We start from the raw sequence: 24,337 nt of genomic DNA on the forward strand, positions 1-24,337 counted from the left end.
ATAAGCGGTGCGGCGCGAACGCGATATGACTTCCCGTGCTGATTAAATCGGCGCCGACGATAAGCCGCCTTCCCGCGCCGCGGGCATGTACACGCATATCCTTAGCTCGATTCGTGCTTTCCGCTTGGCGATCCGGGCGACTATCATGGTCAGTCTTAGCCGCCCGCTGAATAGTCGCTGCGCGCTGTTCCGCCTTATCCGGAGTTGTTATCTTGTCCCGTATCGAACCCATTCGCCGGCCGCTCGTGGTCGGCATCGGCGGCACTACGCGCCCTGCCTCGTCCACCGAACGCGCGCTGGGCTTCGCGCTCAAAGGCGCGGAAGAATCCGGCGCTCGCGTGCGCCTGTTCGGCGGCGCATTTCTGCACAGCCTGCCCCACTACGCGCCCGAAACGCGCGATCTCACCGACGCCCAGCGCGAACTGATCGAAGCCGTGCGCGACGCCGATGCGCTCGTCATCGCGACGCCCGGTTATCACGGCGGTATCTCCGGGCTCGTGAAGAACGCGCTCGACACACTCGAAGAACTGCGCAACGACGAGCGCCCTTATCTCGACGGCCGCGCGGTCGGCAGCATCGTCACCGCTTATGGCTGGCAGGCGGCGGGCACGGTGCTGACCTCGCTGCGCTCGATCGTGCATGCGCTGCGCGGCTGGCCGACGCCCTTCGGCGCCGCCGTCAACACGCTGGAAACGCGCTTCGAAAGCGCCGACCATTGTTCCGATCCGAAGGTCGTCGAGCAGTTGTTTACCGTCGGACAGCAGGCGTCGAACTTCGCACTCGCGTTCGCTTCGCACCGGCCGGATGCGTGGCATGCAGTGACTCGCGAAGTCGCGCTCGCACAGCGCTGAGGCAGGCAAGACGTCGAAAGCATACGGTCGATCCGTGCGCTTCGACGATGGACGATGCTTGGTATCCCGACGCACGTTCCGCGCGATGCCGAGCGCATCAGCCGCGCGCGAAGAAACGGTTGGCCGGCCTCGGCAAGCCGAGATGCTCACGCAGTGTCGAACCCTCGTAAGCGCGACGGAAAATGCCGCGCCGCTGCAACTCCGGCACCACCTTGGCGACGAAATCATCCAGGCCCGCGGGCAGATACGGGAACATCACGTTGAAGCCGTCGCTGCCTTCCTCGACGAGCCACTGTTCCATTTCGTCGGCGATATCCGTCGCGGTGCCGACCATCTGCAAGCCGGAATAGCCGCCGACACGCTGCGCCAGTTGCCGCACGGTGAGCCCCTCCGCGCGCGCCATGTCGATGACGCGTTCGCGCGCACTTCTGCTCGCGTTGGTTTCGGGAATCTCGGGCAACGGGCCGTCCGGATCGAACGACGAGACATCGTGGCCGAGCGCGATCGACAGCGACGCGAAACCGCTGTCGTCATGCACGAAAGTGTCGAGCAATGCGCGCTTTTCCTGCGCTTCGTCACGCGAGTCGCCCACTACGACGAACGCGCCCGGCAGTATCTTCAGATGCTCGCGCGCGCGGCCTGCGCGCTCCATCCGGCCTTTGACATCGGCATAAAAGCGCTTGCCCGCGGCGAGATTCGGCTGCGCGGTGAAGACGGCATCGGCGGTTTCGGCGGCGAGCTGCCTGCCCGCTTCGGACGATCCCGCCTGCACCACGACCGGCCAGCCCTGCACCGGCCGCGCGATGTTCAGCGGCCCGCGCACCGACAGATATTCGCCCTTGTGATCGAGCACGTGCAGCTTCGCGGGATCGAAGAAGAGGCCGCTTTGCGTGTCCTGCACGAAGGCGTCGTCGGCCCAGCTATCCCAGAGACCGGTAACGACATCGTAGAACTCGTGCGCGCGCCGATAGCGCTCGTCGTGCTCCATGTGTTCGTCGCGGCCGAAATTCAGCGCGGCATCCGGGTTCGACGTGGTGACGAGATTCCAGCCCGCGCGCCCTTCGCTCAGATGATCGAGCGATGCGAACCGCCGCGCGATGTGATACGGATCGTCGAACGTCGTCGATGCAGTAGCGATCAGGCCGATGCGCTCGGTCACCGAAGCGAGTGCGGACAGCAGTGTGAACGGCTCGAACGATGTCGCCGTGTGGCTGCGCTTGAGCGCGTTGACCGGCATGTTCAGCACGGCAAGATGATCGGCCATGAAGAACGCATCGAAGCATGCTTTCTCCAGCGTCTGAACGAACCGCTTCAGATGTCGAAAGTTGAAGTTCGCATCGGGATACGCGCCGGGATAGCGCCACGCGCCGGTGTGCAGGCTCACCGGACGCATGAATGCGCCGAGATGGAGTTGTCGGGACTGTGGCATCGCGTCGATGAATGAAGGAGTGGCGAACCGCGTCAACTTACTCCAACTCGCGCAAACACGCTCGATCGCGCTGACCATTTGCAAATCATGCGACGGGACATATCCATAGCGCCCGATATTATTTGCCGCGCACGCGCCGCGCCTCTAGCATCGGCTTCTTTCAACCAGCCTGCCTGTCCATTCGTGAAGATCAAGCATTCATTCAAGACTGTCCTGTTCCCGGTCCTGCTCGCGTGCGCCGTCGTGAGCGCGCAGCCGTCGTTCGCGGCGAACCAGACCGTGCGGGTCGGCATCATGTCCGGCGAGGACGAGGATGTCTGGCGCACCGTCGCGGCCAACGCCGCGAAGCGAGGCATCACGGTCAAGGTCACGACCTTCTCCGACTATACGCAGCCCAACGAGGCGCTCGCGCAGCACGATCTCGACGCCAACTCGTTCCAGCACAAGCCTTATCTCGATGCGCAGATCCAGGCGCGCCATTACGACATCGTGCCGGTCGGCTTCACCTATGTGCAGCCGATCGGCCTCTACTCGCGCAAGGTGAAGTCGGTGGACGCGCTGCCGCAGAACGCGTCGATCGGCGTGCCGAACGACCCGAGCAACGAAGGCCGCGCCCTGCTGCTCCTGCAGGCGAACGGCGTCATCAAGCTGCGCGAGAAGGTCGGCCTGCTGCCGACCGCTCGTGACATTGCGAGCAACCCGAAGCATGTGCAGATCAAGGAACTGGACGCGGGTATCGTCGGCCGCGCGATCGGCGATGTCGACGCCGCGGTCGTCAATACCGATTGGGCGATCAAGGCGGGCATCCAGATTCCGCAGGAGCGCATCGCGCAGGAAAAGGTGACGAACAATCCGTATCGCAACTTCATCGCGGTGAACGCGAAAGATGCGCAGGCGCCGTGGGTCAAGGCACTGGTCGAGAGCTATCAGCAGGCGAATGTCGCGTCGTCGATTCTTTCCGTGTATCACGGGGCGACGTTGCCGGCGTGGGAAGACGCGCCGCAGCATTGAACGCGACGGCGAAGCATCGCCGATCATCGGGACGCGGGGCCTGTTTTCGGAAGGAAACAGGCCCCGGCTTCATAGTGTCGCCGGATCGCGGCCCGCAAAGAACTGTTCGTCCGGCACCACATTCAACGCGATGGTCAGCCGGTTCGCATAGTTGAAGAACGCCGATATCTCCAGCACTTCGGTCACCGCCTGCTGCGTGAAGCCGATCGAGCGCAGCCATTGCAGATGCTCATCGCGAATGCTGCCCGGCTCGCGCGTGAGGCGCTCCGCGATCTCCGCGAGCGCCGCCTCCTTCACGGACAGCCGCACATGGCGAAAGCCCTGCGCGATGCGCTGCGCACGCACGGTATCGCCCGAGACGGCCGCCAGCGCCTGCGTGTGATTGAAAACGCAATAGCTGCATTCGTTCACGGCCGACGTGACCACCGCGATCAACTCGCGCTCGGCTGCCGTGAGATGGCTGCGGTGCGGATCGAATAGATGCTCGTAGAACGTGACGAGCCGGTACGCGGTATCGGGGTTGACGGAAAGCGCCGCAAGCCAGTTGGGCACGAAGCCATACTGACGGCGAAACTTCGCGTGGATCGCCGCGACGTGCGGCGGCAAGCGGGCCTCGTCGGGCAAGCCGAAACGGGAAACCGGTTCGCGTATTGCATCGGCATCCGAATTCAGCTGATCGGCGAACGGATCTGAAGGTGCAAGAGTGGACATCGTATGGAGTCTCCTGGCGCTATGTTCGGGCATCCAAATTAACGCACTCGCCGACGAGCGGTGTGACTGATTTTTCATAAGCTAATCGGTGTTTGGACACATCGCGCTCGCCGAATTGCAAATCGCAAATCGATATTGGATCGCACGAAAGATCGCTGCGCATAATGAGCCGCAGCTTCTCTTCACTCCTTCCAGGCGAGGCATGTGACATGGCAGAAGTTCTGAGCACTGAGACGCACGTCATCGGACGGCTTGATGTTCCGACGCACGATGCGCTGAGCGACGATCTCCGGCAACTGGTCGAGCAGCACGGCGGCGACAACTGGATTCGGGCGCTGTCCCTGAATGCCGATACCGCGCGCCGCTTCACGCAGTACTTCGAGAAACTTTTCAGCGCGACGGGCGGACGACTGCCGCTCGACGAGCGCGAGCTGATCGCGGTGATCGTGTCGCGCACGAACGGCTGCGGGCTGTGCGCAATCCATCACGCGCATGCGCTCGGCGAGGCGCTCGGCGACCGCGTGCAGGCCCGGCGCATTGCGCTCGACTATCACCTCGCGGATCTGTCCGCGCGGCAACTGGCGCTCGCCGAAATCGCCGAGACCATCACGACATCGCCGCGCGCGATTACCCGTAAGGACTTCGACCGCCTGCGCGCGCTCGGCCTCGACGACGCCGATATCCTCGAAGCGATCGAAACCGCGTCGTGGTTCAACCATACGAACCGCATCTTCATCGCGGCCGGCGTCGTGCCCGACGAGAAGTATTTCTCGGCGCTCGCGTAATGCCGATCCCGCATCCGCACACAGGAGAGTTTCGATGAGCGCCGTACTCGAACCCGTCATCGCGTCGCCCGCGCCGGGTGATGCCTCGCATCTGCTGTCCGACGCGCTGCTCGATGCGATCGGCCAGCGCGCCGCCGGTTATGACCGCGAGAATCGCTTCTTCTCCGACGACCTGCGCGATCTTCACGAAGCCGGTTTCCTGCGCGCCACGGTGCCGATCGAATTCGGCGGACTCGGCCTCACGCTGCCGCAACTGCTGCGCGAGCAGGTGCGGCTCGCGGCCCGCGCGCCATCGACGGCGCTTGCGCTGAACATGCATCTGTACTGGGTCGGCGCGGCGCTGCATCTGTATCGGCGCGGCGACGAGTCCGCGCAATGGATTCTCGAGGAAGCGGGCGCGGGCAAGGTGTTCGCGGCAGGCCATGGCGAGCCGGGCAACGATCTCGGTCTCGCGTGGTCGTCGGTGAAGGCGACGCCGTTGCCGGACGGCGGCTATCGCTTCGACGGCCGCAAGATCTTCACCTCGCTCGCGCCCGCATGGGACTGGCTCGGCGTGCATGGCATCGACGACTCCGATCCGCAGGCGCCGAAGATCGTGCATGCATTCATCCGGCGTGACGCGGCGGGACATCGCACGGTGCAGACCTGGGATGCGCTCGGCCTGCGCGCGACGCGCAGCGACGATACCTGGCTCGAAGGCGCCATCGCGCCGCGCGACAAGGTGATCCGCGTGCTGCCCGCGGGCATTCCCGACGATCCTTTCGTCGATGGCATTCTCGGCGCGGTGCTGCCCGGTCTCGGCGCGGTCTATTACGGCATCGCGAAGCGCGCGTTCGACATCGCGGTGGAATCGGCGAAGCGGCGTGCATCGCCGGCCATCGGCGGCAAGACTTATGCGTACAAGCCGCTGACGCAGCAGGCGGTCGCGCAGGCGGCCATCGAGCTTGCGAGCATCGAGGCGCTCGTCGAGCGCGCGGCCGAGCGCTGGTGGACGGGTTACGGCGAAAGCGAACCGTGGATCGCGCACTTGCTTGCGGCGAAACAGCATGCCGTCGATGGCGCGTTGCGCGTGGTGAACCTCGCGCTGAAGATCGCAGGCGCGGCTTCGCTGTCGCGTCATAGCGAGCTGGAACGGCTGTATCGCGATGTGCGCGCGGGCGCGTTTCATCCGCCGAACGCGGATGCGGCGCATGAAGTCATCGGTCAGGCTTGGCTCGGGGTGCTCGGTCAGGCGTGAGCGTCGCGGCGCATGGTTGACTTTTCCATGCGTTGCGCGCTTGAACTTCTGCATTCAGGCTTGCGCTTCGCGAATCATAGTGCTTACCGCGCAACCTCCACTGCAGACGCACGCGCGCCTTCCTCACCGCTTTGCGAAAGCGCCTGCGTCACCGAAGCACCGGGGGCGACGTCGTGCGTGAGCCATACGTTGCCGCCGATCACCGCGCCGCGTCCGAGCGTCACGCGTCCGAGGATCGTCGCGCCTGCATAGATGACGACATCGTCCTCGACGATCGGATGACGCGCGAGGCCCTTCTCCAGATGACCTTCCGCGTCGCGCGGAAAGCGTTTCGCTCCGAGCGTCACCGCCTGATAGACGCGCACGCGATTGCCGATGACCGCCGTCTCGCCGATCACCACGCCCGTGCCGTGATCGATGAAAAAGCCCGAGCCGATGCGCGCGCCCGGATGAATGTCGATGCCCGTTTCCCCATGCGCGAGTTCCGCGACGATGCGCGCGAGCAGCGGCAACCCGAGCCGGTAGAGCTCGTGCGCGACGCGATGGTGAATCATCACGAGAATGCCGGGATAGCAGAGCAGCACTTCATCGACGCTGCCCGCCGCCGGGTCGCCCTGATAGGCTGCGAGGATGTCGCTGTCGAGCAGACTGCGAATGCGCGGCAGGGTTTTCGCGAACGCGCGTATCGCATCGCTCGCGCGCGTTTCGACGGCGTGATCGTCGCGCGGCAGATGACGCGCCTTGTATTGCAGTTCGAGCTTCGCCTGCACGAGCAGCCCTTGCAGCGCGAAGTCGAGCGCGTGGCCGACGTAGAAGTTTTCGCTTTCCTGTCGCAGGTCGGGCGGTCCGAGCCGCATCGGAAAGAGCGCGCCTTTCAGTGCGCCGATGATGTCGCCAAGCGCCTCGCGTGCGGGAAGCTCGCGCCCGCCCGGTTCGAGCGAGCGCTTCTGGGCTTCGCGCCACTGCTGGCGGACTGTCTGAAGCGATTGGACGATGTCGTCGATGTCGAATACAGCCACAGTGCAGTCCTTTCTATGTAATGGGTCAGCTCGCGTGGGCGCGCGATGCGCGAGCGGTAAATTCGTCGCGCGCGCTCATCGATGGGAGCGAGCGGTCGACGCGCCGCCTGCATCGCAGCGAAACAGCGGCGGTTCGACCGGCGGCTGAAACATGTCGACCGCATTGCCCATGTTGAAGTAGCCCGCCTGCGCGAATAACGCGATGTGTTCGAGCCGCTCCGCGCGGCTCGCCTCTCCGTCGCCGCGCGTAGAAGTGCGCGGCGGTTCGCACCCGCACGCATTCATCGCGCGTCTGGCTTCACGCAGAAAGCGGCGCTCGCGCGACCGTTCGAAACGGTTGGACAGCATGTGCCAGCAAGACGTCAGGATATGCGCCATGACTCGCTACCTTCGAATGACGATGACATCAATCTAGGCCCGCGCGACGCGTTTCACAAACGAGCTTTTCTGCGTTGCATTGCAGGCATCGTGCGGACCCGGCTGCGCTCTGCGGAGCGGCGCGAGAGCAGTGCGTGCGCGAGCGCTTGCAGCGCACCGCATAGCATCAGATAGACGAAGCCGACGAACAGGAAGATCTGCGCCGGATAGACCATCAACCGGTTGTTGAGCTGATTGGCGAGGAACGTGAATTCCGGCACGCCGACGATATAGGCAAGCGACGTATCCTTGATGAGCGAGACCCATTGATTGACGAACGACGGCATCATCACGCGCACGGCCTGCGGCAGCACGACTTCGCGCAGCGCCTGCCAGCGCGTGAGTCCGAGCGACATCGCCGCCTGCCACTGCCCGTTGCCGATCGACACGATGCCCGCATGGACCGAATGCGACAGATACGCGCCGCCGATCAGCGCGAGCGCGCATACGACGGTCGCGAGGCCCGGCACATTGACGTGCAGCAGAATCGGCATCAGAAAGAAGGTCCAGAAAATCAGCATCAGCACGGGAATCGCGCGAAAGAACGCAACGAGCGCGGTCAGCAGGATCTGCGCGACGCCGCGTGTCATCGAAAGCGCGATGCCGCCCGCGAGCCCGATGATCGCCGCAAGAATCGCGGAGGAAATGGAAAGCGCGAGCGTCAGCGCAACGCCGCCGAGCGGTCCGGAAGGAAACGCGCCCAGCAGGAGATAGCGCAGCGACGCGAACCAGTCGACCTCGTTCATGCGTGGACTCGCCGCAACGCGCGCACGCCGGTGCGCTGCCACACGACCAGCGCCGCTTCGATGACCGCGATGGTCAGCACATAGAACACCGTGGCCGTGCCGAATGCCTGAAATGTCCTGAAGGACTCGGTATCGACCTGACGCGACATGTACGAAAGCTCCGCGACGCCTACCGCCATCGTCAGCGACGAGTTCTTCACCACGTTCATGTATTGCCCGGCGAGCGGCGGCGTCGCGATGCGCAGCGCCTGCGGCAGGATCACGTAGCGCAGCGCGGCATAGCGGCTCATGCCGAGCGCGGCCGCCGCCTGCTCTTGCGCCGCACTCACGCCACGCATACCCGCACGAAACTCCTCGCCGATGAACGCCGTCGTGTAGCAGGTCAATCCGATCCAGCCCGCGAACAGCTCGAAACTCGGCCAACGCAAAACGAACGGCCCGAACGTCGCGGCATGCGGCGTGTTGAGCCACGTCATCCATTCGGACGGCAGCAACGCGGCCGCCCCGAAATACCAGAACAGCAACTGGACGAGCAGCGGCGAATTGCGAAAGACGAAGACATACGATGCCGCGACGCGTGCGAGCGCCGCATTGCCCGACGTGCGCGCGACGGCCAGCGCGAAGCCGAGCAGCGTCGCGCAGATCGCCGCGCAGGCGGACAACATCAGCGTGACGGCGAATCCCTGCTCCAGCCACGCGAGATATTTCGGATCGAGCCAGCTATGCATGATCGACGGCGATCAACCGTTCTTCTGCGGATCGCCGATCTTGAAGAGGCGCGGCAGCGGCGCGGCGCTCTTCGGGCCGAACCACTTGTCGTAGATGCGCGTCGCTTCGCCGTCCGTTTCGAGTTTGGTGAGCGTGCCGTTCACGGCGTCGAGCAGGCGCGTCTCGCCCTTCGGCACGCCGACGCCTTCGTAATCGTTGGAGATCGTGAAGGCCGGAATTTCGTAGCTGGCCTTGTCCGGCACGCGCGCGAGCAACGCAACCAGCTTCGGTCCGTCCTGCGTGATCGCCTGCACGTTGCCCGTGCGCAGCGCGGCGAAAGCGAACGGCGTGTCGTCATAGGCGACGATGGTCGCGTTCGGGAATTTCGCCCGCACCTGCTGTTCGTTCGTCGTTCCCTTGTCCGCGCCGATGCGCAGGCTGTTGATCTGATCGGGCGATTTCAGCACGCCCTTCTTCGCGATGAACTGCGTGCCCGATGCGAAGTACGGCGTGCTGAAATCGACTTCCTTTTTGCGCTCGTCGGTGATCGTGAAGTTGGCGAAGACGAGATCGACCTTGCCCGACTTCAGAAACGCGATGCGGTTGGCCGGATTGGTCGGCTGCACTTCCAGCTTGACGCCCAGGCTCTTCGCCACCGCGCGCGCATAGTCGACATCGAGACCGACGATCTGATTGTCCTTCGGATCGACGAAGCCGAACGGCGGATTGCTGTCGAACGCCGCGACGCGCAGCACGCCGGCTTTCTTGATGTCGTCGAGCCTGTCCGCATGCGCGGCATTCGAAGCCACTGCCAGCAGTGCAGCGAGCACCGCGCCCCAGGTCCTGATTTTCATTGGCGAGTTCCTTGTTCGTTGCGCCGGTGTGCGTCGCCGGGCGGCGGCACGATGGCGAGGCTGGCACTCTATCGGTGCCGCCGCTTCGACGGAACGAAGTTTTTGTCACGAAGAAAGCAGGCGTGGAGATTTGGCGCGACGCCCGCATTGCCGTCGCGTGCACATGCTTATGACTTCCGTTGCCATAGCGATATGTGCATCGCTACGTTGGTCCGAATGGGCGCTCGTCTTAGCATCGGAAGCTTTCGCCAACCAGAGCTTCCGCCATGTCGAAAACAAAAACCACCGATCGCCGCGCTTTTCTCTCCCTGACCGCGCGGGCCGCGACGGGCGCCGCCGCGCTCGCGGTCACGCCGGCATCGTTCGCCCAGCAAGCCGCGCAAGCGCAGCCGCGCGTGTTGCGCATCGGCAATCAGAAAGGCTATCTGAACCTGCTCAAGGGACGTGCAACGCTGGAGAAGCGTCTGGCTCCGCTCAACGTATCCGTGAGCTGGACGGAGTTCTCCGCGGGTCCGGTGCAGCTCGAAGCGCTCAATGTCGGCTCGATCGATTTCGGCGACGTGGGCGAAGCGCCGCCGATCTTCGCGCAGGCGGCCGGCGCGCCGCTCGCCTACGTCGCCGCCACGCCGACGCGGCCGCATTCCGAAGCCGTGCTGGTGCCGGCGCAATCGTCCGTCAAAACGGTGGCGGATTTGAAAGGCAAGCACATCGCGTTGAACAAGGGCAGCAATGTCCATTACTTCCTCGTGAAGCTGCTGCGCCAACATGGCCTTCAGTATCGCGACGTCGAACTCGCCTATCTCGCGCCCGCCGACGCGCGCGCCGCCTTCGAGCGCGGCTCGATCGATGCGTGGGTCATCTGGGACCCGTACTTCGCCGCCGCGCAGCAGTCGCTGAATGCGCGCGTCGTGGCGGACGCGAGCGGCGTCGTGGGCAACCGCGCCTACTATTTTTCGTCGCAAGGCTATGTGGCGAAGAATGCCGACGTGATCCGGATCGTCATCGAGGAGATCAAGGCCGTCGATCAATGGGGCAAGCAGCATCCGGACGAACTCGCGAGCGAACTCGCGCGGCTTTGGGGCCTGCCCAAACCTGTCGTCGATCTCGCGGTGAGCCGGCAGGTCTTCGGTACGGAAGCCATCACGCGGGCGATCATCGCGGAGCAGCAGCAGATCGCCGACACCTTCGTCGAGCTCGGGCTGGTGCCGAAACATGTCGACGTGCTGAGGGCCGCGCCGCCCGGTCTTGCTTGACGGCCGTCGATGCCTCGCGCGCCGCGCCTGAAAGGCGCGGCATCGTGTAGCGATCCGCGCAAGACGTCAGAACACGCGCCCTTCGGTCAGATGCGTCGTCACGCCGTTGAGCGCGTAATCGCCGATCACGCGCGCCTTATGCATCAGCGGATTGTGGCTGAAGATCGTGCGCAGATTGCGCCAGTGGCGATCGAAGTTATGCGCGCGCGCCGTCGCCGATGCGCCGCCCGCTTCGAACATGCGCTCCGCCGCGCTCAACGCGAGCTTGCTGACGACGATCTGCGTGCGCGCCGTCGCGAGCGCGCCTTCCAGCACGAGCGCGTCGGCGCCGGCATCGCCGTTGCGAATTGCTTGCGACGATCGTTCGAGCACGCGCGCGTTGTCGCGCACGAGCGCATCGATCGCGTGACTGTTCGCGCTCAATTCGCCCACGACCTGCTGAATGAACGCATCCTCGCGCGCCGACGGCGCCGCGCTATGCAGCACGGGGCGTCCGTGTTTCAGCACATAGCGCTCCGCATCCGCGACGACGTTGCGTACGATGCCCGCCGCCACCGCCACCAGATGCAACTGACGCAGCGCGCCACCGTGACGGCCCGTGAGCGTCGTCTGCACGCGCGGCGTGACTTCGTCCGCGTACACGATCAGATCGTCGAACTCGAGACTGCCGCTCGCGGTCATGCGCTGCCCCATGCCGTCCCAGTCGTCGAGCACGCGCAGCCCCTCGCGTTGAACCGGCACGATGGCTATGGCGGCCTCGCCGTGTTCGTCCTGCACGTTCAGGCGCGCGTAGTCGGAGAACGCGGTGCCCGTCGCGTAGTACTTGCGGCCGCTCAGACGAAAGTGATCGCCTTCGCGCCGAAGTTGCGTCGTGATTTCGCCGGGGCGCGACGTGCCCGCTTCGGTCGATGCGCCGCCGAAGATCGCGCCTTCCGCCACGCGCTTGATCTGCAATGCATTGAACGGCGTGCGCGGCGCAAGCAGCAGCGCTTCGGTCTGGTCGAAGTGAATGCGCAACGCGTGCGCGACGTTGCTTTCGTGCGCGGCAAGCGTTGCGATCACGTCGAAGACGTCTTCGAGCGAGCCGCCGAGTCCGCCCCATTCGAGCGGAAAGCGCAACGTCCCGAGGCCCGATCGACGAAACAGCGCAAAGGCATCGAACGGCAGTTCGCGGCGCGCCTCGCGCGCGGCCGCATCTTCGCCGATGGCCTGTGCCAGTTCAGGCAGCGCGGCGAGCGCGGCTTCGAGTTTCTGATTTTTATTCGACATATGACGTGACGTTCCTATGGTATTGATGCGTGCTCTACGCGGCCTGCGCGTCGAATCGTTTGCCGGGAATCGCTTCGAGCAGCGTGCGCGTGTACGCATGCTTCGGCGCGCGCCATATCTCGCGATGATCGCCGCTTTCGACGATGCGCCCGCCATGCATCACATGGACGCGGTCGGCGATATAGCGCACCACCGAGAGATCGTGCGAGATGAAGAGATAAGCGAGCCCGAGGTCGTGTTTCAGCTCGACGAGCAGATTGAGTATCTGCGCCTGAATGGACACATCGAGCGCGGAGACGGGTTCGTCGCAGATCAGCAGCGCGGGCTCGAGCACGAGCGCGCGCGCAATGCCGATGCGCTGCCGCTGACCGCCCGAAAACTCGTGCGGATAGCGATCAAGCGCGGCGCTCGGCAAACCGACGCGATCGAGCATCGCGCTTGCGCGTCGGCGGCGTTCGCGGGCATCCGCGATGCCGTTCACGATCATCACCGTATCGAGGATGTCGCCGACGCTGCGGCGTGGATTCAGCGACGCATACGGGTCTTGAAACACCATCTGCACCTGCGCCCGCAGCGGGCGCAACGCGCGTTCGCTCAGGGGCGCGAGATCGACGCCGCGCAGGCGGATCGCGCCACCCGACGCCGGCACGAGACGCAGGATCGCTTTCGAAAGGGTCGACTTGCCGCAGCCGGATTCGCCGACGAGACCCACGGTTTCGCCGCGCGCGATATCGAAGGACACGTCGTCGACGGCGCGCAACGCGCCCCTGCCATGCCGATGCACATAATCGACCGTCAGATGTTGCACCGAGAGCAGCGGCGCGTCGTTGTCGAATCGCGTTTCCGGCGCGCTGACGGGCGCAAGCGGCGTCACGTTGAACGCGGGCTTGTCATCGGCGCCTTGCACGTGACGAATCTCCGGCAGCTTCCAGTCGCGGTAATGCAACTCCGTCGCCACGTTCAGCGATGCGCCCAGCAGCCCGCGCGTGTACGCATGCCGCGGCCGCTCGAAGAGTTGACGCACCGGCGCTTCCTCGACCTTTTCGCCCGCGAGCATCACGGCGACGCGATCCGCATGTTCGGCGACGACGCCGAGATCGTGCGTGATGAGCAGCAGCGACATCGACAGATCGCGCCGCAATTCGGCAAGCAGTTCGAGAATGCGCGCCTGAATCGTGACGTCGAGCGCGGTGGTCGGTTCATCCGCGATCAGCAGACGCGGACGGCATGCGACGGCCATCGCGATCATCACGCGCTGGCGCTGCCCGCCCGACAGCTCGTGCGGATAGTCGAAGACGCGTCGATGCGGCTCCGGAATACGCACGAGATCGAGCAGTTCGACGGCGCGCTTCATCGCCGCTGGCTTCGACAGCGCTTCGTGCCGTCGCAAGGTCTCGACGATCTGCGCGCCGACCGTGAGCACCGGATTGAGCGATGTCATCGGCTCCTGAAAGATCATCGAGATGTCGCGGCCGCGCACATCGCGCATTTCACGCGGGCTCAGCGCGAGCACGTCGCGTCCGTCGAAGCGGACGCTGCCCGTCACGCGGCCCGGCTCCGGCACGAGCCGCATGAGCGACAGCGCGGTCGCCGATTTGCCGCAGCCGGACTCGCCGACGAGCGCGAGCGTCTCGCCTTCGGCTATGTCCAGATCGATGCCGCGCACCGCGCGATGCGCGCCGAAACTCACGCGCAGATCGCGCACTTCAAGAAGATTCGCCACGGACAGGTCTCGGGTCAGGAACGTTCGCGCATGCGCGGGTTGAGTGCGTCGTTGAGGCCGTCGCCGAGCAGATTGAGCGCGAGCACCGCGAGCACGATCGCCGCGCCCGGCACGGCGGTCAGATACCACGCGGTGCGCAAGGAATCGCGCCCCGCGCCGATCATGCCGCCCCATGTGACGACGTTCGGGTCGCCCATGCCCAGAAACGACAGCGAAGACTCGATCAGGATCGCGCTCGCGACCATCACCGATGCGGTCACGATCACCGGCGGCAGTGCGTTCGGCAAGATCTCGCCGAAGATGATGCGCGCGTCGGAAAAGCCCTGACTGCGCGCGGCGAGCACGAAGTCCGACGAACGCAGCGTGCGGAACTCGGCGCGCACGATACGCGCGACCGTCGGCCACGAAGCGATGCCGATGGCCAGCGCGATCACCGTCACGTTCGGCCGCCCTATCGCGACGATCACGATCACGAGCAGAAACGACGGCACGGTTTGAAACAGCTCGGTGACGCGCACGAGAAGATCGTCGATGACGCCGCCGAAGAAGCCGCCGATCGCGCCGACGAGCGTGCCGATGACGAGCCCGATCGCCGCCGCCGATGCGCCGATCACCAGCGACACGCGTGTGCCGTGCGCGATGCCGGCGGCGACATCGCGGCCGAGCGAATCGGTGCCGAGGCGATACAGCGGGTCGCTGCCCGGCCATTCGAAGGGCGCGGCGACCATATCGAGCGGATCGCCGGGAAAAAGATACGGCGCACTCAGCGCAAGCGCGATGAACGCAGTCAGCAGCACGATGCCCGCGAGCGCGGACGGATTGCGCAGCAGCGCGCGCCACACGCCGCGCGAGGCGCGAGCGTAAGGCGCACGTTGAGCGCGCCGCGCGCCGAATAGCGCACCGGCGAGCTGGCGCCGCCACGCCGAGCCGTGGCCGGATGAAGCGAGTTCGGTGGAATCGGAAGCCATGCGTTTTCAGGTTCGATGAGTCAGACGATGCGTGGATCGAGCCACGCCTGCAGCAGATCGACCGTCACGTTGGCGACGATCACGAGCAGCGACGAAAGCAGCAACACGCCGAGCAGCACGCTGAAATCGCGCGCCATGACGGCATCGAGCGCAAGACGCCCGAGGCCCGGCCAACTGAACACGGTTTCCGTGACGGCCGCGCCGCCGAGCAGCGTGCCGAAGTGAATGCCGACCATCGTCGTGAGCGGCATCAGCGCGTTGCGCAGCACATGACGCACGGTGACGCGCAGCGGATGCAGCCCCTTCGCGTGCGCGGTACGCACGAAGTCCTGGCGCTTCACTTCGAGCATCGCGGCGCGCGTGAGACGCGCGTAGATGGCGACGAAGAAAGTCGCGAGCGTCACGGCCGGCAGCAGCACATGTTTCGCGACATCGGCGGCATACGCGAAGCCGTGCAAGGACGCGCCGACGGTGATATCGCCGCCGCTCGGCAGCCAGCCGAGATGCACCGAGAACAGCACGATGGCGAGCAGGCCGATCCAGAAGCCGGGCGTCGAATACAGCACGAGCGCGAGCACGGACAGCACGCGATCCGGCCACTTGCCCGCCCAATGCGCCATGACCGCGCCGAGCACGATGCCCGCGACGATCGCGAGGGCGAGCGCCGTGCCCATCAGCAGCAAGGTGTTCGGCAGCCGCGACAGAATCAGCTGCATGACGGGCGCGTCGTAACGCGGCGAATAGCCGAGACTGCCGTGCGCGAGATGCGACAGATACGCGCCGAGCTGATGCAGCACCGGCTGATCGAGGCCGAACTTCGCGCGCAATGCCTGCAGCGTTTCGGCGGTCGCGGAGCCCGCTTCGCCCGCGAGCACATCGGCGGCGTCGCCGGGCATCAGCTTCAGCAGGAAGAAGTTCAGGACCACGATGGCGAGCATCGTCGGCAGGGCCTGCCATGCGGTGCGCCGCGCGATGGCGGCGAAGCGCGTGCGTCGGTTCATCGGCGTCCGTCCTCAGGCGCTCAGCCACACATCGGCGAGATTGCCTTCCAGCCCCTGCGCCGACACCGTGTGATTGCGCACGCGCCGGTTCGCGAGCGTGACCAAGCGCGGCGCAACGAGATTCAGGATCGGCAGGTCGCGATACACGATTTGCTGAAACTGCTGATAGAGCGCCACGCGCTTCTTCTCATCCGTTTCGATCGATGCCGATTCGAGCAGCGTATCGACTTCCGCATTGCTGTAGTGCGGCGCGTTCGAGAACGGCACGCCGGGCCGGATGTTCTTCGACCAGTAGAGACGCTGCACGCCCACGCTCGGATCGAACAACGTATTCACGCCGATGCTCGTGAAGTCGAACTGACGGTCCGCATACACGCGCTTGAGGAACGAAGGCAGATCCTGCGAACGCACGGTCACGTCGATGCCCACACGCGCGAGCGCCGACTTCACGTAATCGGCCTGACGCCGGTACATGTCGCCATAAGGCAGGAAATCGTGCGTCAACTGGAAGCGCGGGCCGCCGTTCTTGCGCGGATAACCCGCGGCATCGAGCAGCTTTTCCGCGTTCGCGATATCGAATGCGTAAGGCGCGAGCTTCCCGTCGTGATACGGCGAGGCGGGCGTGATCGGCGTCGGAGAAATGTCGGCGTAACCGTAGGCGATCGTCTTCTGCACGATCTGCGGATTGATCGCATGGGCGATCGCCTGACGCACGCGCACGTCCTTCAGGATCGGATGCGCGAGATTGAAATCGATCTCCGAGAGCGGTTCCAGAAAGCGATAACCGCGCGTTTCCACGGCGAGCTGCGGCAATTGCGTGAGACGCGGCAGATCCGAAAGCGGCACCGGATTCTCGCCGCCGAGATCGAGCGCGCCGGTTTCGAACGCGGCGGAGCGCGCGGCGGCATCGGGAATCACTTTGAACACGAGCGAATCGATATACGGCTTGCCCGCGTCCCAGTAATCCGGATTGCGCTCGTAGACGATGCTCGCGCCCCGCGTCCACGACTTGAAGCGGAACGGCCCGGTGCCGATGGGCGCGTTGTTATGCGGGTTCGTCAGCGGATCGCCGTTCGCGTAGAGATGCTTCGGCACGATCGGCGATTCGCCCGCCGACAGCGCCTTCAGCAGATACGGCGCGGGCTTCGACAATTCGATGATCGCGGTGCGCGCATCGGGCGTCGATACGCGCGTCACGTTGGCGAAGGTGCTGCGCCCGCGCGGATGGATCGACTTCAACAAGTCGATGGAAAACGCCACATCCGCCGATGTGAAAGGCTCGCCGTCGTGCCACTTCACGTTCTGGCGCAGCGTGAACGTGTACTTGAGACCGTCCGGGCTCACGTTCCACGCGGTCGCGAGCTGCGCCTTCGGCTTCAGATCGAAGTCATAGGCGAGCAGGCCTTCGAGCACCTTCGAACTCGCGACGAGCGCGGGGCCCGTCGTCTGGAAGATCGATACGAGCACGGGCGGCTCGGGATTGATCAACATGTTGAGCGTGCCGCCACGCCTGGGTGCCGCTTCCTGCGCGAAGGCGAGCGAAGACAGGCCGGCGGACGCGAGCGCCGCGCCTGATGAGACCAGAAAATCGCGTCGGTTGAAGCCTGCCATGTGATGCCATTCCTCTCTGTTCGTTGTTCGACGGCCGAATATGACGCGCCGCGGCGATCACGATAAAACGGCAGCGCGCGCGCGTGAACGAACGGTTATGCATATGGAAAGCATGGCGACGCGAAAAGCATGTGACGTCGGGTGCAATGCCGAGAGGCGTGTTCACACTATCGAAGTGTTTCCACGATGAGGGCGAAGTTGATAAAGCCGATGAACATCAGAATGACTTTGTCGAAGCACGAGAAAATCCGACGAAAGCCCTTCAACCGACGGAACAGCCGCGCCACTTCGTTGCGACGTTCGTACATTATCCGGTCGTACTACCAAGGCTCGACGCGCGTGCTTAACGGAGCAATACGTTGAAGTTTGTAGATTCGAAGATTTTTTTACCAGCATCCCGTTGAACTTTTCCAACGAGTTCGTATGCTGACGTCACTACTTCAACCGAGTGGCGTCTTTCCAAAAGCCTGAAAACATATGCCAAAAAGCAAGAATAACCAAACAGGTAGCAGGGCCCAATCATGATGCGCCGGTTTGCTGTGGTCGGCGATAAGCTAAGTAACAACGGTGAGATTTGCGATTACAAAGGGCCCTTTTTCACGTTGAGCGGCCATCAAGCCGCGCTTATCAACGGTGCCGCATATTGTCCCGTCTGCAAGACAACCGGCTATATCGCGAAGGAAGGCGGTCCGCGCCGCATGACGTTAGGTGCAAGCGAGATAGCGCTAGAAAATGATGTCGTCATATGCGACTGTCCGGACCATCCGCGCATCTTCGCAAGACTCGCGGGGGAAGCTTGGTACGAAGATCTTGTCGAGAGTCTCGGGGCCATCCGTCATTGCGCGACTGGAAGTGACAACATCGCTGCCGCGCCTTTGGCGTCCGTGTTCGATGAAGCGTACGTTCTTCGCAGCAAGATGAACGGCAAGCCACTCTCTAACGTGGCGTATCGCCTGATTGGCGAAAGCGGAACGCTCATCGAGGGCGTGACCGACGCAGCCGGCAGGACGCAACGCATCAGGACCAATGCGGCCGAGCGTGTGACGGTCGCGGTGGAGGATGTGAAGTAATGGCAAAGGAGTTCTTCGAAGTTCATTCGTCGATGACTAACACGGTCGAGGGTTCGTCCGTGGATGTGTATGTCAACACGGAGCGCATTTGCCCGAATATGACGAATGCGGAATTCAGAAAGATGTTCGCTGCGGCGCAGGACGAAGCAGTTCAGAAGATTGAAATGCGCCTGGCTGCGTTAGATGTCTGGAGCGCCAGCGAAAAGGCTCGTGTATGGCGATGGTTCGGCCGCAACGACGAGGCCACTCATAGGCGGCTTCGAGATGGACTCACGAAAGTCCTTGAGGTAGTGCGCGGCTTCGGGCCCGAAAACGTAGTGCGAAGTGGGAGCGAAGCAGACCATGCAACAGGCTGCCTTCCGAACTCACGCACGGATGGCGTTGCGGCGCACGTATGCGCCCCGGATACCGCCACGCACACAATGGCAATCGATCTGAACTTTTGCACGATGCGGCCGTGGAGCGGCACAGGTGACTCGCAGGCATCAACTATCATTCATGAGGCGACTCATTTTCTCGACACGATGGCAACGGGCGACCCTCAGTACACGATAACTTTCAGGCTAAAGGAATGGGGGCAGGCGCATCCGGATCTTGCAATAGTGAATGCTGACAGCGTGGCGGGGTACTGTGTCTTTTCTGAAAATTAAGCTCCTGATTCCGGCGCTCTTGCTCGCGTGGTTCGGTTCAGCACTGGCCTGTGATGGCCCACAGAATCAACGTGGAGAAAATATCGATGTTCTCTTCGCGCGAAATTCTGCGTCGCTCAGTGTCAAGGAATTGGCACGGCTCTCGGCATGGTCCGCAGAAATGCGAAAGTTTGAATACGCGGACGTTATTCAAGTGGTCGGCCTCGCGGAATCAATCGAGGTTATGCCGAGGAAGCTGGCAGAACAGCGTGCCCAAAAGGTGTGGAGCGCCATGCAGCAGTTCGGCTTACAAAGTTCGCATTTGTGGGTAACTGGGCGCGTTTATACCGTGCGTGAGCCACGAAGGTTTTCCGAGCCGGGTGGGCAGCGGGTGGAAATCACGTTCGGTCCCGGATGCCCGAACAACTGTTGCACGCGCTAGAGGCGATCGCTACGCCACGCGCACCGCTCCCCCACCACCCGCCTAATGCATGTCGAGCACCGCGCCCTCGGGCACCGACAACCCCAGATGGCTGCGCAAGGTCTTGCCCTCATACGCGCGACGGAAAATGCCGCGCCGCTGAAGTATCGGCACGACGCCTTCCGTGAAGGCTTCGAGACCATCGGGCAGCACGTCGGGCATCAGATTGAAGCCGTCGGCGGCGCCGTTCCTGAACCAGTGCTCGATGTCATCCGCGACTTGCTCGGGCGTGCCGACGATCACGCGATGTCCGCCGCCGCCCGCCAGCGCACGGATGAGCTCGCGCACCGTGTAGCCATGCGTGCGCGCCTGCGCGAGCGTCGCGTTGAAGAACGTGTGATTGCCGTTGCCGCCATTGGGCAGCGGCAAGTCGTCGGGCAAACGCCTGTCGAGCGAAAGCGAATCGACGGGCACGCCGAGCGTGCCAGCGATGCGGTTCAGGCTGTACTGCACCGGAATCAGATCGACGAGTTCGTCACGGCGTCGCAGCGCCTCGCTTTCCGTCGAACCGATGATCGTCGTCAGTCCCGCGAGCACTTTCACCGCGTTCGCGCCGCGTCCGTAACGCGCCGCGCGCGCGTTGAGATCTTCGCGATATGCACGCGATTCATCGAACGATTGCGAGGCCGAAAACACCGCTTCCGCGTGACGCGCGGCAAGCTCGCGTCCGTCGCCCGATGCGCCCGCCTGCACCAGAACCGGATGACCCTGTGCCGAGCGCGGCAGATTCAGCGCGCCGCGCACGCTGAAGAATCGCCCACGATGATCGGCCGGATGCACCTTGTCGAGATCGACGAAGCGCCCGCTCGATTTGTCCGCGATGAATGCGTCGTCATCCCAGCTATTCCACAGCGTCTTGACGAGCGCCGCGAACTCGTCCGCGCGTGCATAGCGCGTTGCATGGGCGGGGACCGTGTCGTGACCGAAGTTGCGCGCAGACGGCAGGTCCGCGGTCGTCACGATGTTCCAGCCCGCGCGCCCGCCGCTGATCAGATCGAGCGTCGCGAATCGGCGTGCGATGTTATACGGCTCGTTGTAACTCGTCGATGCCGTCGCGATCAGCCCAAGATGCGTGGTCGCGGCTGCAATGCTCGTGAGGAGCATTGTCGGTTCGAGCGCCGTGATGGGGCGCATGTCGAGCTGATCGGAGATCGCGGCGCTATCGGCGAGAAAGATTGCATCGAGACACGCGCGTTCCGCCAGCTGCGCCAGGCGCACATAGTGGCTCACGTCGAGGAATACGTTCGGATCCGAATCCGGCAGACGCCATGCCGACGGCACGAATCCGGAATGAAGCGCGTTGATGTTCAGATGCAGTTGGCGCGGGGCATCGCCGCTCATGGAAAGCTCCACAGAAAGGGATAACTCTCCATCTTGTACGGGCGACGCGAACGACGCCACGAACGAATTCGACGAAGCATATGAAAAGCGGCGCTAAACGGATAAGGCTTGCGTAGCGCGCGCGTCGATCCTTACCTGATCTGCAACACCGCCTGGCGCACATCGATGCGGCGCGGAATCACCTTCGTATCGAAAGCCAGATTCGCCGAGTCCTGCTGCGCGCTAAGGACGTCGTCGGGAATCGGATAGCTCGCGCCCCACTCCAGGCGGGAGATCGCCCGGTTCCATACGGCGAGCGGCACGCCCGTATTGGCGGACAGAAAGCGCGCCGTATCCTGCGGATGCGCGAGGCTGTCGTTCGTCTGACGTGCAAGCTGATCGAACAGCAGACGCAGCGCGGCGGGATACTTTTGCGCGAAGTCGCGCGTCGCGATATAGAAGCCGTATTGCGGCACCGACAGATCCCCGATGGTGAGAATGGTCCGCGCGCCGGTGGTCAGTTCGGTGTCCGCGTAACGCGGATCGGGCACGGCCCACGCATCGATGAAGCCGCGCTCGAACGCCGAGCGCGCATCGCCATAGGACAGGTACGTGAACTGCGCGGCGTTCGGGTCCATGTGGGCATCCTGCATCGCCTTCAGCACGAACAGGTGCCCTTGCGAGCCCTTGGCGAAGGCGATCTTTCTGCCCTTCAGATCGCGCAGGTCCTTCACGGGCGAATCCTTCGGCACGACGATCGCATAGCTTTTGACGAGTCTCGGCGCATACGCCACATACACGACCGATGGCGCCGCGCCCGCCTGCGCCATGATCGGCGGCGTCGAGCCGACCGTGCCTACATCGACGTCGCCCGCATTGATGGCTTCGACGAGCGGCGCGCCATACACGAACTCGTGCCACGAAACCTTGACGTGATGCGAAGCGAAAGCCTGCTCCAGCTTGCCCGATGCCCGCAGCGCGACGAGACCGTCGCCCTTCTGGATTCCGATGTTGATCTGCGCGGGATAGCCCTCGTCAGCGTGCGCGGCAAACGCGGCGGCGAAGCAACCGGCGGCGATGATGGATTTCAGGAATCGGATCGGCATCAAGACTTGAAATAAGGATTGGCGGGACGTGCGAGACCGTAGTGACCGCGCAGCGTGGCGGCTTCGTACTCGCGCCGGAACAGGCCGCGCCTTTGCAGAATCGGCACGACATGCTCGGTGAAGTGCTCGAGCTGCGCGGGCAGTACGGGCGGCATCACGTTGAAGCCATCGGCGGCACGGCTTTCGGTCCAGTCGGCAATGACATCTGCAATCTGTTCGGGCGTGCCGGACAGCGTGAAATGCCCGCGCGCCGCCGCGAGCTTCCTCAACAGGCTGCGCAAGGTCGGACGCTCGCGCGCCACCAGTTGCGTGATGACGGCCGCGCGGCTTTGCGCGGCCTGCACCGTCGACGGGTCCGGAAAGTCATCGACGGACAGCGGCTGATCGAGCGGCAGCGTCGAGAAATCGTAGCCGCCGAAGCGGTTCGACAGGCGGCCGAGTCCCACGCTGACATCGGTGATCGAGTCGAGTTCGTCGAGCAGAGCGCTGGCTTCCGCTTCGGTCGAACCGATCGCCGCGCTGATGCCCGGCAGGATCACGATGTCCTGCTCCGAGCGGCCCGCGGCCCTCGCGCCCGCCTTGAGCTCGGCATAAAAGTCGATCGCGGATTGCTTCGTCAGATGCGCGGTGAAGACGGCTTCCGCATGGCGCGCGGCGAACGCCTTGCCCGTCGCCGACGAGCCCGCCTGCACCAGCACCGGATGCCCCTGTGGCGGGCGCGGCAGATTCAGCGGCCCCGCCACGCGATGAAACTTCCCGCGATAGCCGATCTTGCGCACGCGCGCCGGATCGAGAAAGCGTCCGCTCGACGCGTCATCGATGATGGCGTCATCAGCCCAGCTATCCCACAGTTGCGTGACGACTTCGAGAAACTCGTGCGCGCGTGCGTAGCGCTCAGCATGCTCGATCTGCTGCTCGTAGCCGAAGTTCGGCCCCGCGCCGCCGACCCACGAGGTCACGATGTTCCAGCCGATGCGCCCGCGCGAAATGTGATCCAGCGAAGCGAACTGACGCGCGAGATTGAACGGCTCGGTGTACGTGGTCGATGCCGTCGCGATCAGCCCGATGCGCGAAGTCGCCTGCGAAAGCGCCGCGAGCGTGGTGATCGGTTCGAGCGCGCCGGACGCGACGAATTGCGCGCCATCGCCGAGCGCGAGGGCATCGGCGAAAAACACGGAATCGAACAGGCTTTGCTCCGCCCTGACGGCGAGATCGCGAAAATAGTCGATATCGGTCAGCGCCTGGCGCGTCGCGCCGGAATGACGCCAGCCTGCTTCATGATGGCCGCGTCCGTGAACGAAGAGATTCAGATGTATAGGTCGGGGCATGAGCGAATAGTCTCGTTTGCCGGATCAGTCATGCACTTTGGGAAAACCGTGGCGCTCGGCGAGCAACGCGAGAATGCGGCGCGTATCGGTGACGAAGCGTTTCTCGCCGACGGTTTGCGCGTCGGACGGCGCGGGGTACGCATCGCCCAGCACCAGCACCGGCAGACTTTGATGCGCCTCGCTCAGTGCTTCGACCGCGGCCTTGCGGGGACGCTCGAAGGGCACGCGGCGGATATCGAGGCGCGCGTTGCGCGCCGGATCGCTTGCGAGCAGACCTTCGATCGGCGCACCGTCCGGGCAGATGAACACTTCGCCCGGGCGCTTCGGATCGGTGAAGCCCGGTTCCAGCAGAATGAGTAGATCGCGTTGGGTCATGGTCGGCGTCATGCGTGGTTGAGAGCCGTCACAGCGTAACCATCCCGCGCGGAGATTGGAACGAATTGGATCTGCTAACCAAATCTGCGGCGCGCATGACGAAAGACGGATCGCGGGCGCCTTCCGGACCGACAGCTCATGCGGCTATCCGATGCTTCGTCGACGTTATCCGCGCTTCTTGCGCGCGCTGCGCTGATCGATCCACAGCCGCGCCCAGCGTGCCGCATAGGCGATCGCATGATCGCGCTCGAAGAAGTAATCGAGCGCATCGAAAGTGAAGCTTGCACCGTGCGCGTACCGGCGATGTTCGATCGTCAGGTTGGCCGCATACAAGCCGCTCGGCATGGCCTGAGCGGAGGGTGCAACCTCATAACCTTTGTATTGCATGGAGCGAGTCCTCGCGGCAAATTCAGGCAACATTGCCCGAACCGCTTC

The 24,337-nt window shown here is 64.0% G+C and carries 25 protein-coding genes and 1 pseudogene; 8 read left to right on the forward strand and 18 right to left on the reverse strand.

Features of this window, described 5'->3' with window-relative positions; translation table 11 throughout:
* Positions 1-212: 212 nt before the first annotated feature.
* A complete protein-coding gene (locus NCT05_RS31475) occupies positions 213-851 on the forward strand; it encodes an NADPH-dependent FMN reductase (protein ID WP_033535800.1) in 639 nt (212 codons plus the stop codon).
* A gap of 97 nt (positions 852-948) precedes the next feature.
* Here the strand turns inward: NCT05_RS31475 and NCT05_RS31480 are convergent, their stop codons facing one another.
* Complete coding sequence (locus tag NCT05_RS31480) at positions 949-2,280, reverse strand: LLM class flavin-dependent oxidoreductase (RefSeq protein WP_250503988.1); 1,332 nt, start codon at positions 2,278-2,280, stop codon at positions 949-951.
* 183 nt (positions 2,281-2,463) lie between these two features.
* Here NCT05_RS31480 and NCT05_RS31485 point away from each other — a divergent pair, with 183 nt between their 5' ends.
* Positions 2,464-3,291, forward strand: coding sequence for a MetQ/NlpA family lipoprotein (locus NCT05_RS31485; protein ID WP_250503989.1), 828 nt, complete (start codon positions 2,464-2,466; stop codon positions 3,289-3,291).
* Positions 3,292-3,360: 69 nt separating this feature from the next.
* Here the strand turns inward: NCT05_RS31485 and NCT05_RS31490 are convergent, their stop codons facing one another.
* A complete protein-coding gene (locus NCT05_RS31490; protein WP_175981605.1) occupies positions 3,361-4,002 on the reverse strand; it encodes a peroxidase-related enzyme in 642 nt (213 codons plus the stop codon).
* Between the two features lie 209 nt (positions 4,003-4,211).
* Between NCT05_RS31490 and NCT05_RS31495 the strand changes: the two genes are divergently transcribed.
* The gene (locus NCT05_RS31495) at positions 4,212-4,787 is read left to right on the forward strand and encodes a peroxidase-related enzyme (RefSeq protein WP_250437294.1); all 576 of its coding nucleotides are present in this window, start codon (positions 4,212-4,214) and stop codon (positions 4,785-4,787) included.
* Between the two features lie 34 nt (positions 4,788-4,821).
* A complete protein-coding gene (locus tag NCT05_RS31500) occupies positions 4,822-6,024 on the forward strand; it encodes an acyl-CoA dehydrogenase family protein (RefSeq protein ID WP_250503990.1) in 1,203 nt (400 codons plus the stop codon).
* Positions 6,025-6,107: 83 nt separating this feature from the next.
* Here the strand turns inward: NCT05_RS31500 and epsC are convergent, their stop codons facing one another.
* The 5 genes from epsC to NCT05_RS31525 all read right to left on the reverse strand — a co-directional run bounded on the left by epsC (position 6,108) and on the right by NCT05_RS31525 (position 9,768).
* On the reverse strand, positions 6,108-7,043 hold the full coding sequence (gene epsC, locus NCT05_RS31505; RefSeq protein WP_008346756.1) for a serine O-acetyltransferase EpsC: 936 nt from the start codon (positions 7,041-7,043) through the stop codon (positions 6,108-6,110).
* Positions 7,044-7,118: 75 nt separating this feature from the next.
* On the reverse strand, positions 7,119-7,421 hold the full coding sequence (locus NCT05_RS31510) for a hypothetical protein (protein ID WP_250497450.1): 303 nt from the start codon (positions 7,419-7,421) through the stop codon (positions 7,119-7,121).
* A gap of 53 nt (positions 7,422-7,474) precedes the next feature.
* Positions 7,475-8,206, reverse strand: coding sequence for an amino acid ABC transporter permease (locus NCT05_RS31515; RefSeq protein WP_008346760.1), 732 nt, complete (start codon positions 8,204-8,206; stop codon positions 7,475-7,477).
* Positions 8,203-8,934 (reverse strand): amino acid ABC transporter permease, encoded by a 732-nt coding sequence (locus tag NCT05_RS31520; protein ID WP_008346762.1) that lies wholly within the window; start codon positions 8,932-8,934, stop codon positions 8,203-8,205. The genes NCT05_RS31515 and NCT05_RS31520 overlap by 4 nt, the downstream gene beginning before the upstream one ends.
* Positions 8,935-8,946: 12 nt before the next feature.
* On the reverse strand, positions 8,947-9,768 hold the full coding sequence (locus tag NCT05_RS31525) for an ABC transporter substrate-binding protein (protein ID WP_250456958.1): 822 nt from the start codon (positions 9,766-9,768) through the stop codon (positions 8,947-8,949).
* 266 nt (positions 9,769-10,034) lie between these two features.
* On the opposite strand from NCT05_RS31525, the gene NCT05_RS31530 reads away from it, so the two are divergent.
* The gene (locus NCT05_RS31530) at positions 10,035-11,021 is read left to right on the forward strand and encodes a sulfonate ABC transporter substrate-binding protein (protein WP_250482023.1); all 987 of its coding nucleotides are present in this window, start codon (positions 10,035-10,037) and stop codon (positions 11,019-11,021) included.
* 66 nt (positions 11,022-11,087) lie between these two features.
* Here the strand turns inward: NCT05_RS31530 and NCT05_RS31535 are convergent, their stop codons facing one another.
* From NCT05_RS31535 to NCT05_RS31560, 6 genes and pseudogenes are all read right to left on the reverse strand, one after another.
* Positions 11,088-12,290, reverse strand: a complete 1,203-nt coding sequence (locus NCT05_RS31535) for an acyl-CoA dehydrogenase family protein (protein WP_250503991.1) — start codon at positions 12,288-12,290, stop codon at positions 11,088-11,090.
* A 34-nt stretch (positions 12,291-12,324) separates the two neighbouring features.
* Positions 12,325-14,013: an ABC transporter ATP-binding protein gene (locus NCT05_RS31540; protein WP_250503992.1), complete on the reverse strand. Its 1,689-nt coding sequence runs from the start codon at positions 14,011-14,013 to the stop codon at positions 12,325-12,327.
* 14 nt (positions 14,014-14,027) lie between these two features.
* Positions 14,028-14,981, reverse strand: coding sequence for an ABC transporter permease (locus tag NCT05_RS31545; RefSeq protein WP_250503993.1), 954 nt, complete (start codon positions 14,979-14,981; stop codon positions 14,028-14,030).
* Positions 14,982-15,001: 20 nt separating this feature from the next.
* The gene (locus NCT05_RS31550) at positions 15,002-15,982 is read right to left on the reverse strand and encodes an ABC transporter permease (protein WP_250437299.1); all 981 of its coding nucleotides are present in this window, start codon (positions 15,980-15,982) and stop codon (positions 15,002-15,004) included.
* A 12-nt stretch (positions 15,983-15,994) separates the two neighbouring features.
* Positions 15,995-17,593, reverse strand: coding sequence for an ABC transporter substrate-binding protein (locus NCT05_RS31555; RefSeq protein ID WP_250503994.1), 1,599 nt, complete (start codon positions 17,591-17,593; stop codon positions 15,995-15,997).
* Positions 17,594-17,760: 167 nt separating this feature from the next.
* Positions 17,761-17,949 (reverse strand): annotated as a pseudogene (locus tag NCT05_RS31560) (IS5-like element ISCARN85 family transposase); the annotation flags it as partial.
* Positions 17,950-18,114: 165 nt separating this feature from the next.
* Between NCT05_RS31560 and NCT05_RS31565 the strand changes: the two are divergent.
* The 3 genes from NCT05_RS31565 to NCT05_RS31575 are packed head-to-tail and all read left to right on the forward strand — an operon-like array spanning position 18,115 to position 19,734.
* Positions 18,115-18,663, forward strand: a complete 549-nt coding sequence (locus tag NCT05_RS31565; RefSeq protein WP_175981591.1) for a PAAR domain-containing protein — start codon at positions 18,115-18,117, stop codon at positions 18,661-18,663.
* Positions 18,663-19,313, forward strand: coding sequence for a M35 family metalloendopeptidase (locus NCT05_RS31570; protein ID WP_175981589.1), 651 nt, complete (start codon positions 18,663-18,665; stop codon positions 19,311-19,313). The genes NCT05_RS31565 and NCT05_RS31570 overlap by 1 nt, the downstream gene beginning before the upstream one ends.
* Positions 19,294-19,734: an OmpA family protein gene (locus tag NCT05_RS31575; RefSeq protein WP_160172872.1), complete on the forward strand. Its 441-nt coding sequence runs from the start codon at positions 19,294-19,296 to the stop codon at positions 19,732-19,734. The genes NCT05_RS31570 and NCT05_RS31575 overlap by 20 nt, the downstream gene beginning before the upstream one ends.
* A gap of 42 nt (positions 19,735-19,776) precedes the next feature.
* Here NCT05_RS31575 and NCT05_RS31580 read toward each other — a convergent pair whose 3' ends face one another.
* The 5 genes from NCT05_RS31580 to NCT05_RS31600 all read right to left on the reverse strand — a co-directional run bounded on the left by NCT05_RS31580 (position 19,777) and on the right by NCT05_RS31600 (position 24,289).
* Entirely contained in the window at positions 19,777-21,114 is a 1,338-nt protein-coding gene (locus NCT05_RS31580) for an LLM class flavin-dependent oxidoreductase (protein ID WP_250503995.1), read from the reverse strand.
* A gap of 131 nt (positions 21,115-21,245) precedes the next feature.
* On the reverse strand, positions 21,246-22,199 hold the full coding sequence (locus NCT05_RS31585) for an aliphatic sulfonate ABC transporter substrate-binding protein (protein ID WP_250437304.1): 954 nt from the start codon (positions 22,197-22,199) through the stop codon (positions 21,246-21,248).
* On the reverse strand, positions 22,199-23,527 hold the full coding sequence (locus tag NCT05_RS31590; RefSeq protein WP_008346780.1) for an LLM class flavin-dependent oxidoreductase: 1,329 nt from the start codon (positions 23,525-23,527) through the stop codon (positions 22,199-22,201). Before NCT05_RS31590 ends, NCT05_RS31585 begins: the two co-directional genes overlap by 1 nt.
* 24 nt (positions 23,528-23,551) lie before the next feature.
* Positions 23,552-23,902, reverse strand: coding sequence for a DUF3088 domain-containing protein (locus tag NCT05_RS31595; RefSeq protein WP_033535827.1), 351 nt, complete (start codon positions 23,900-23,902; stop codon positions 23,552-23,554).
* 165 nt (positions 23,903-24,067) lie between these two features.
* Positions 24,068-24,289 carry a DUF6566 family protein gene (locus NCT05_RS31600; protein ID WP_033535802.1) on the reverse strand — a complete coding sequence of 74 codons (222 nt, stop codon included), beginning with the start codon at positions 24,287-24,289 and terminating at the stop codon, positions 24,068-24,070.
* Between the last annotated feature and the right edge of the window lie 48 nt (positions 24,290-24,337).

This window comes from Caballeronia sp. AZ7_KS35, from assembly GCF_023631045.1.
GTDB lineage: Bacteria > Pseudomonadota > Gammaproteobacteria > Burkholderiales > Burkholderiaceae > Caballeronia > Caballeronia zhejiangensis.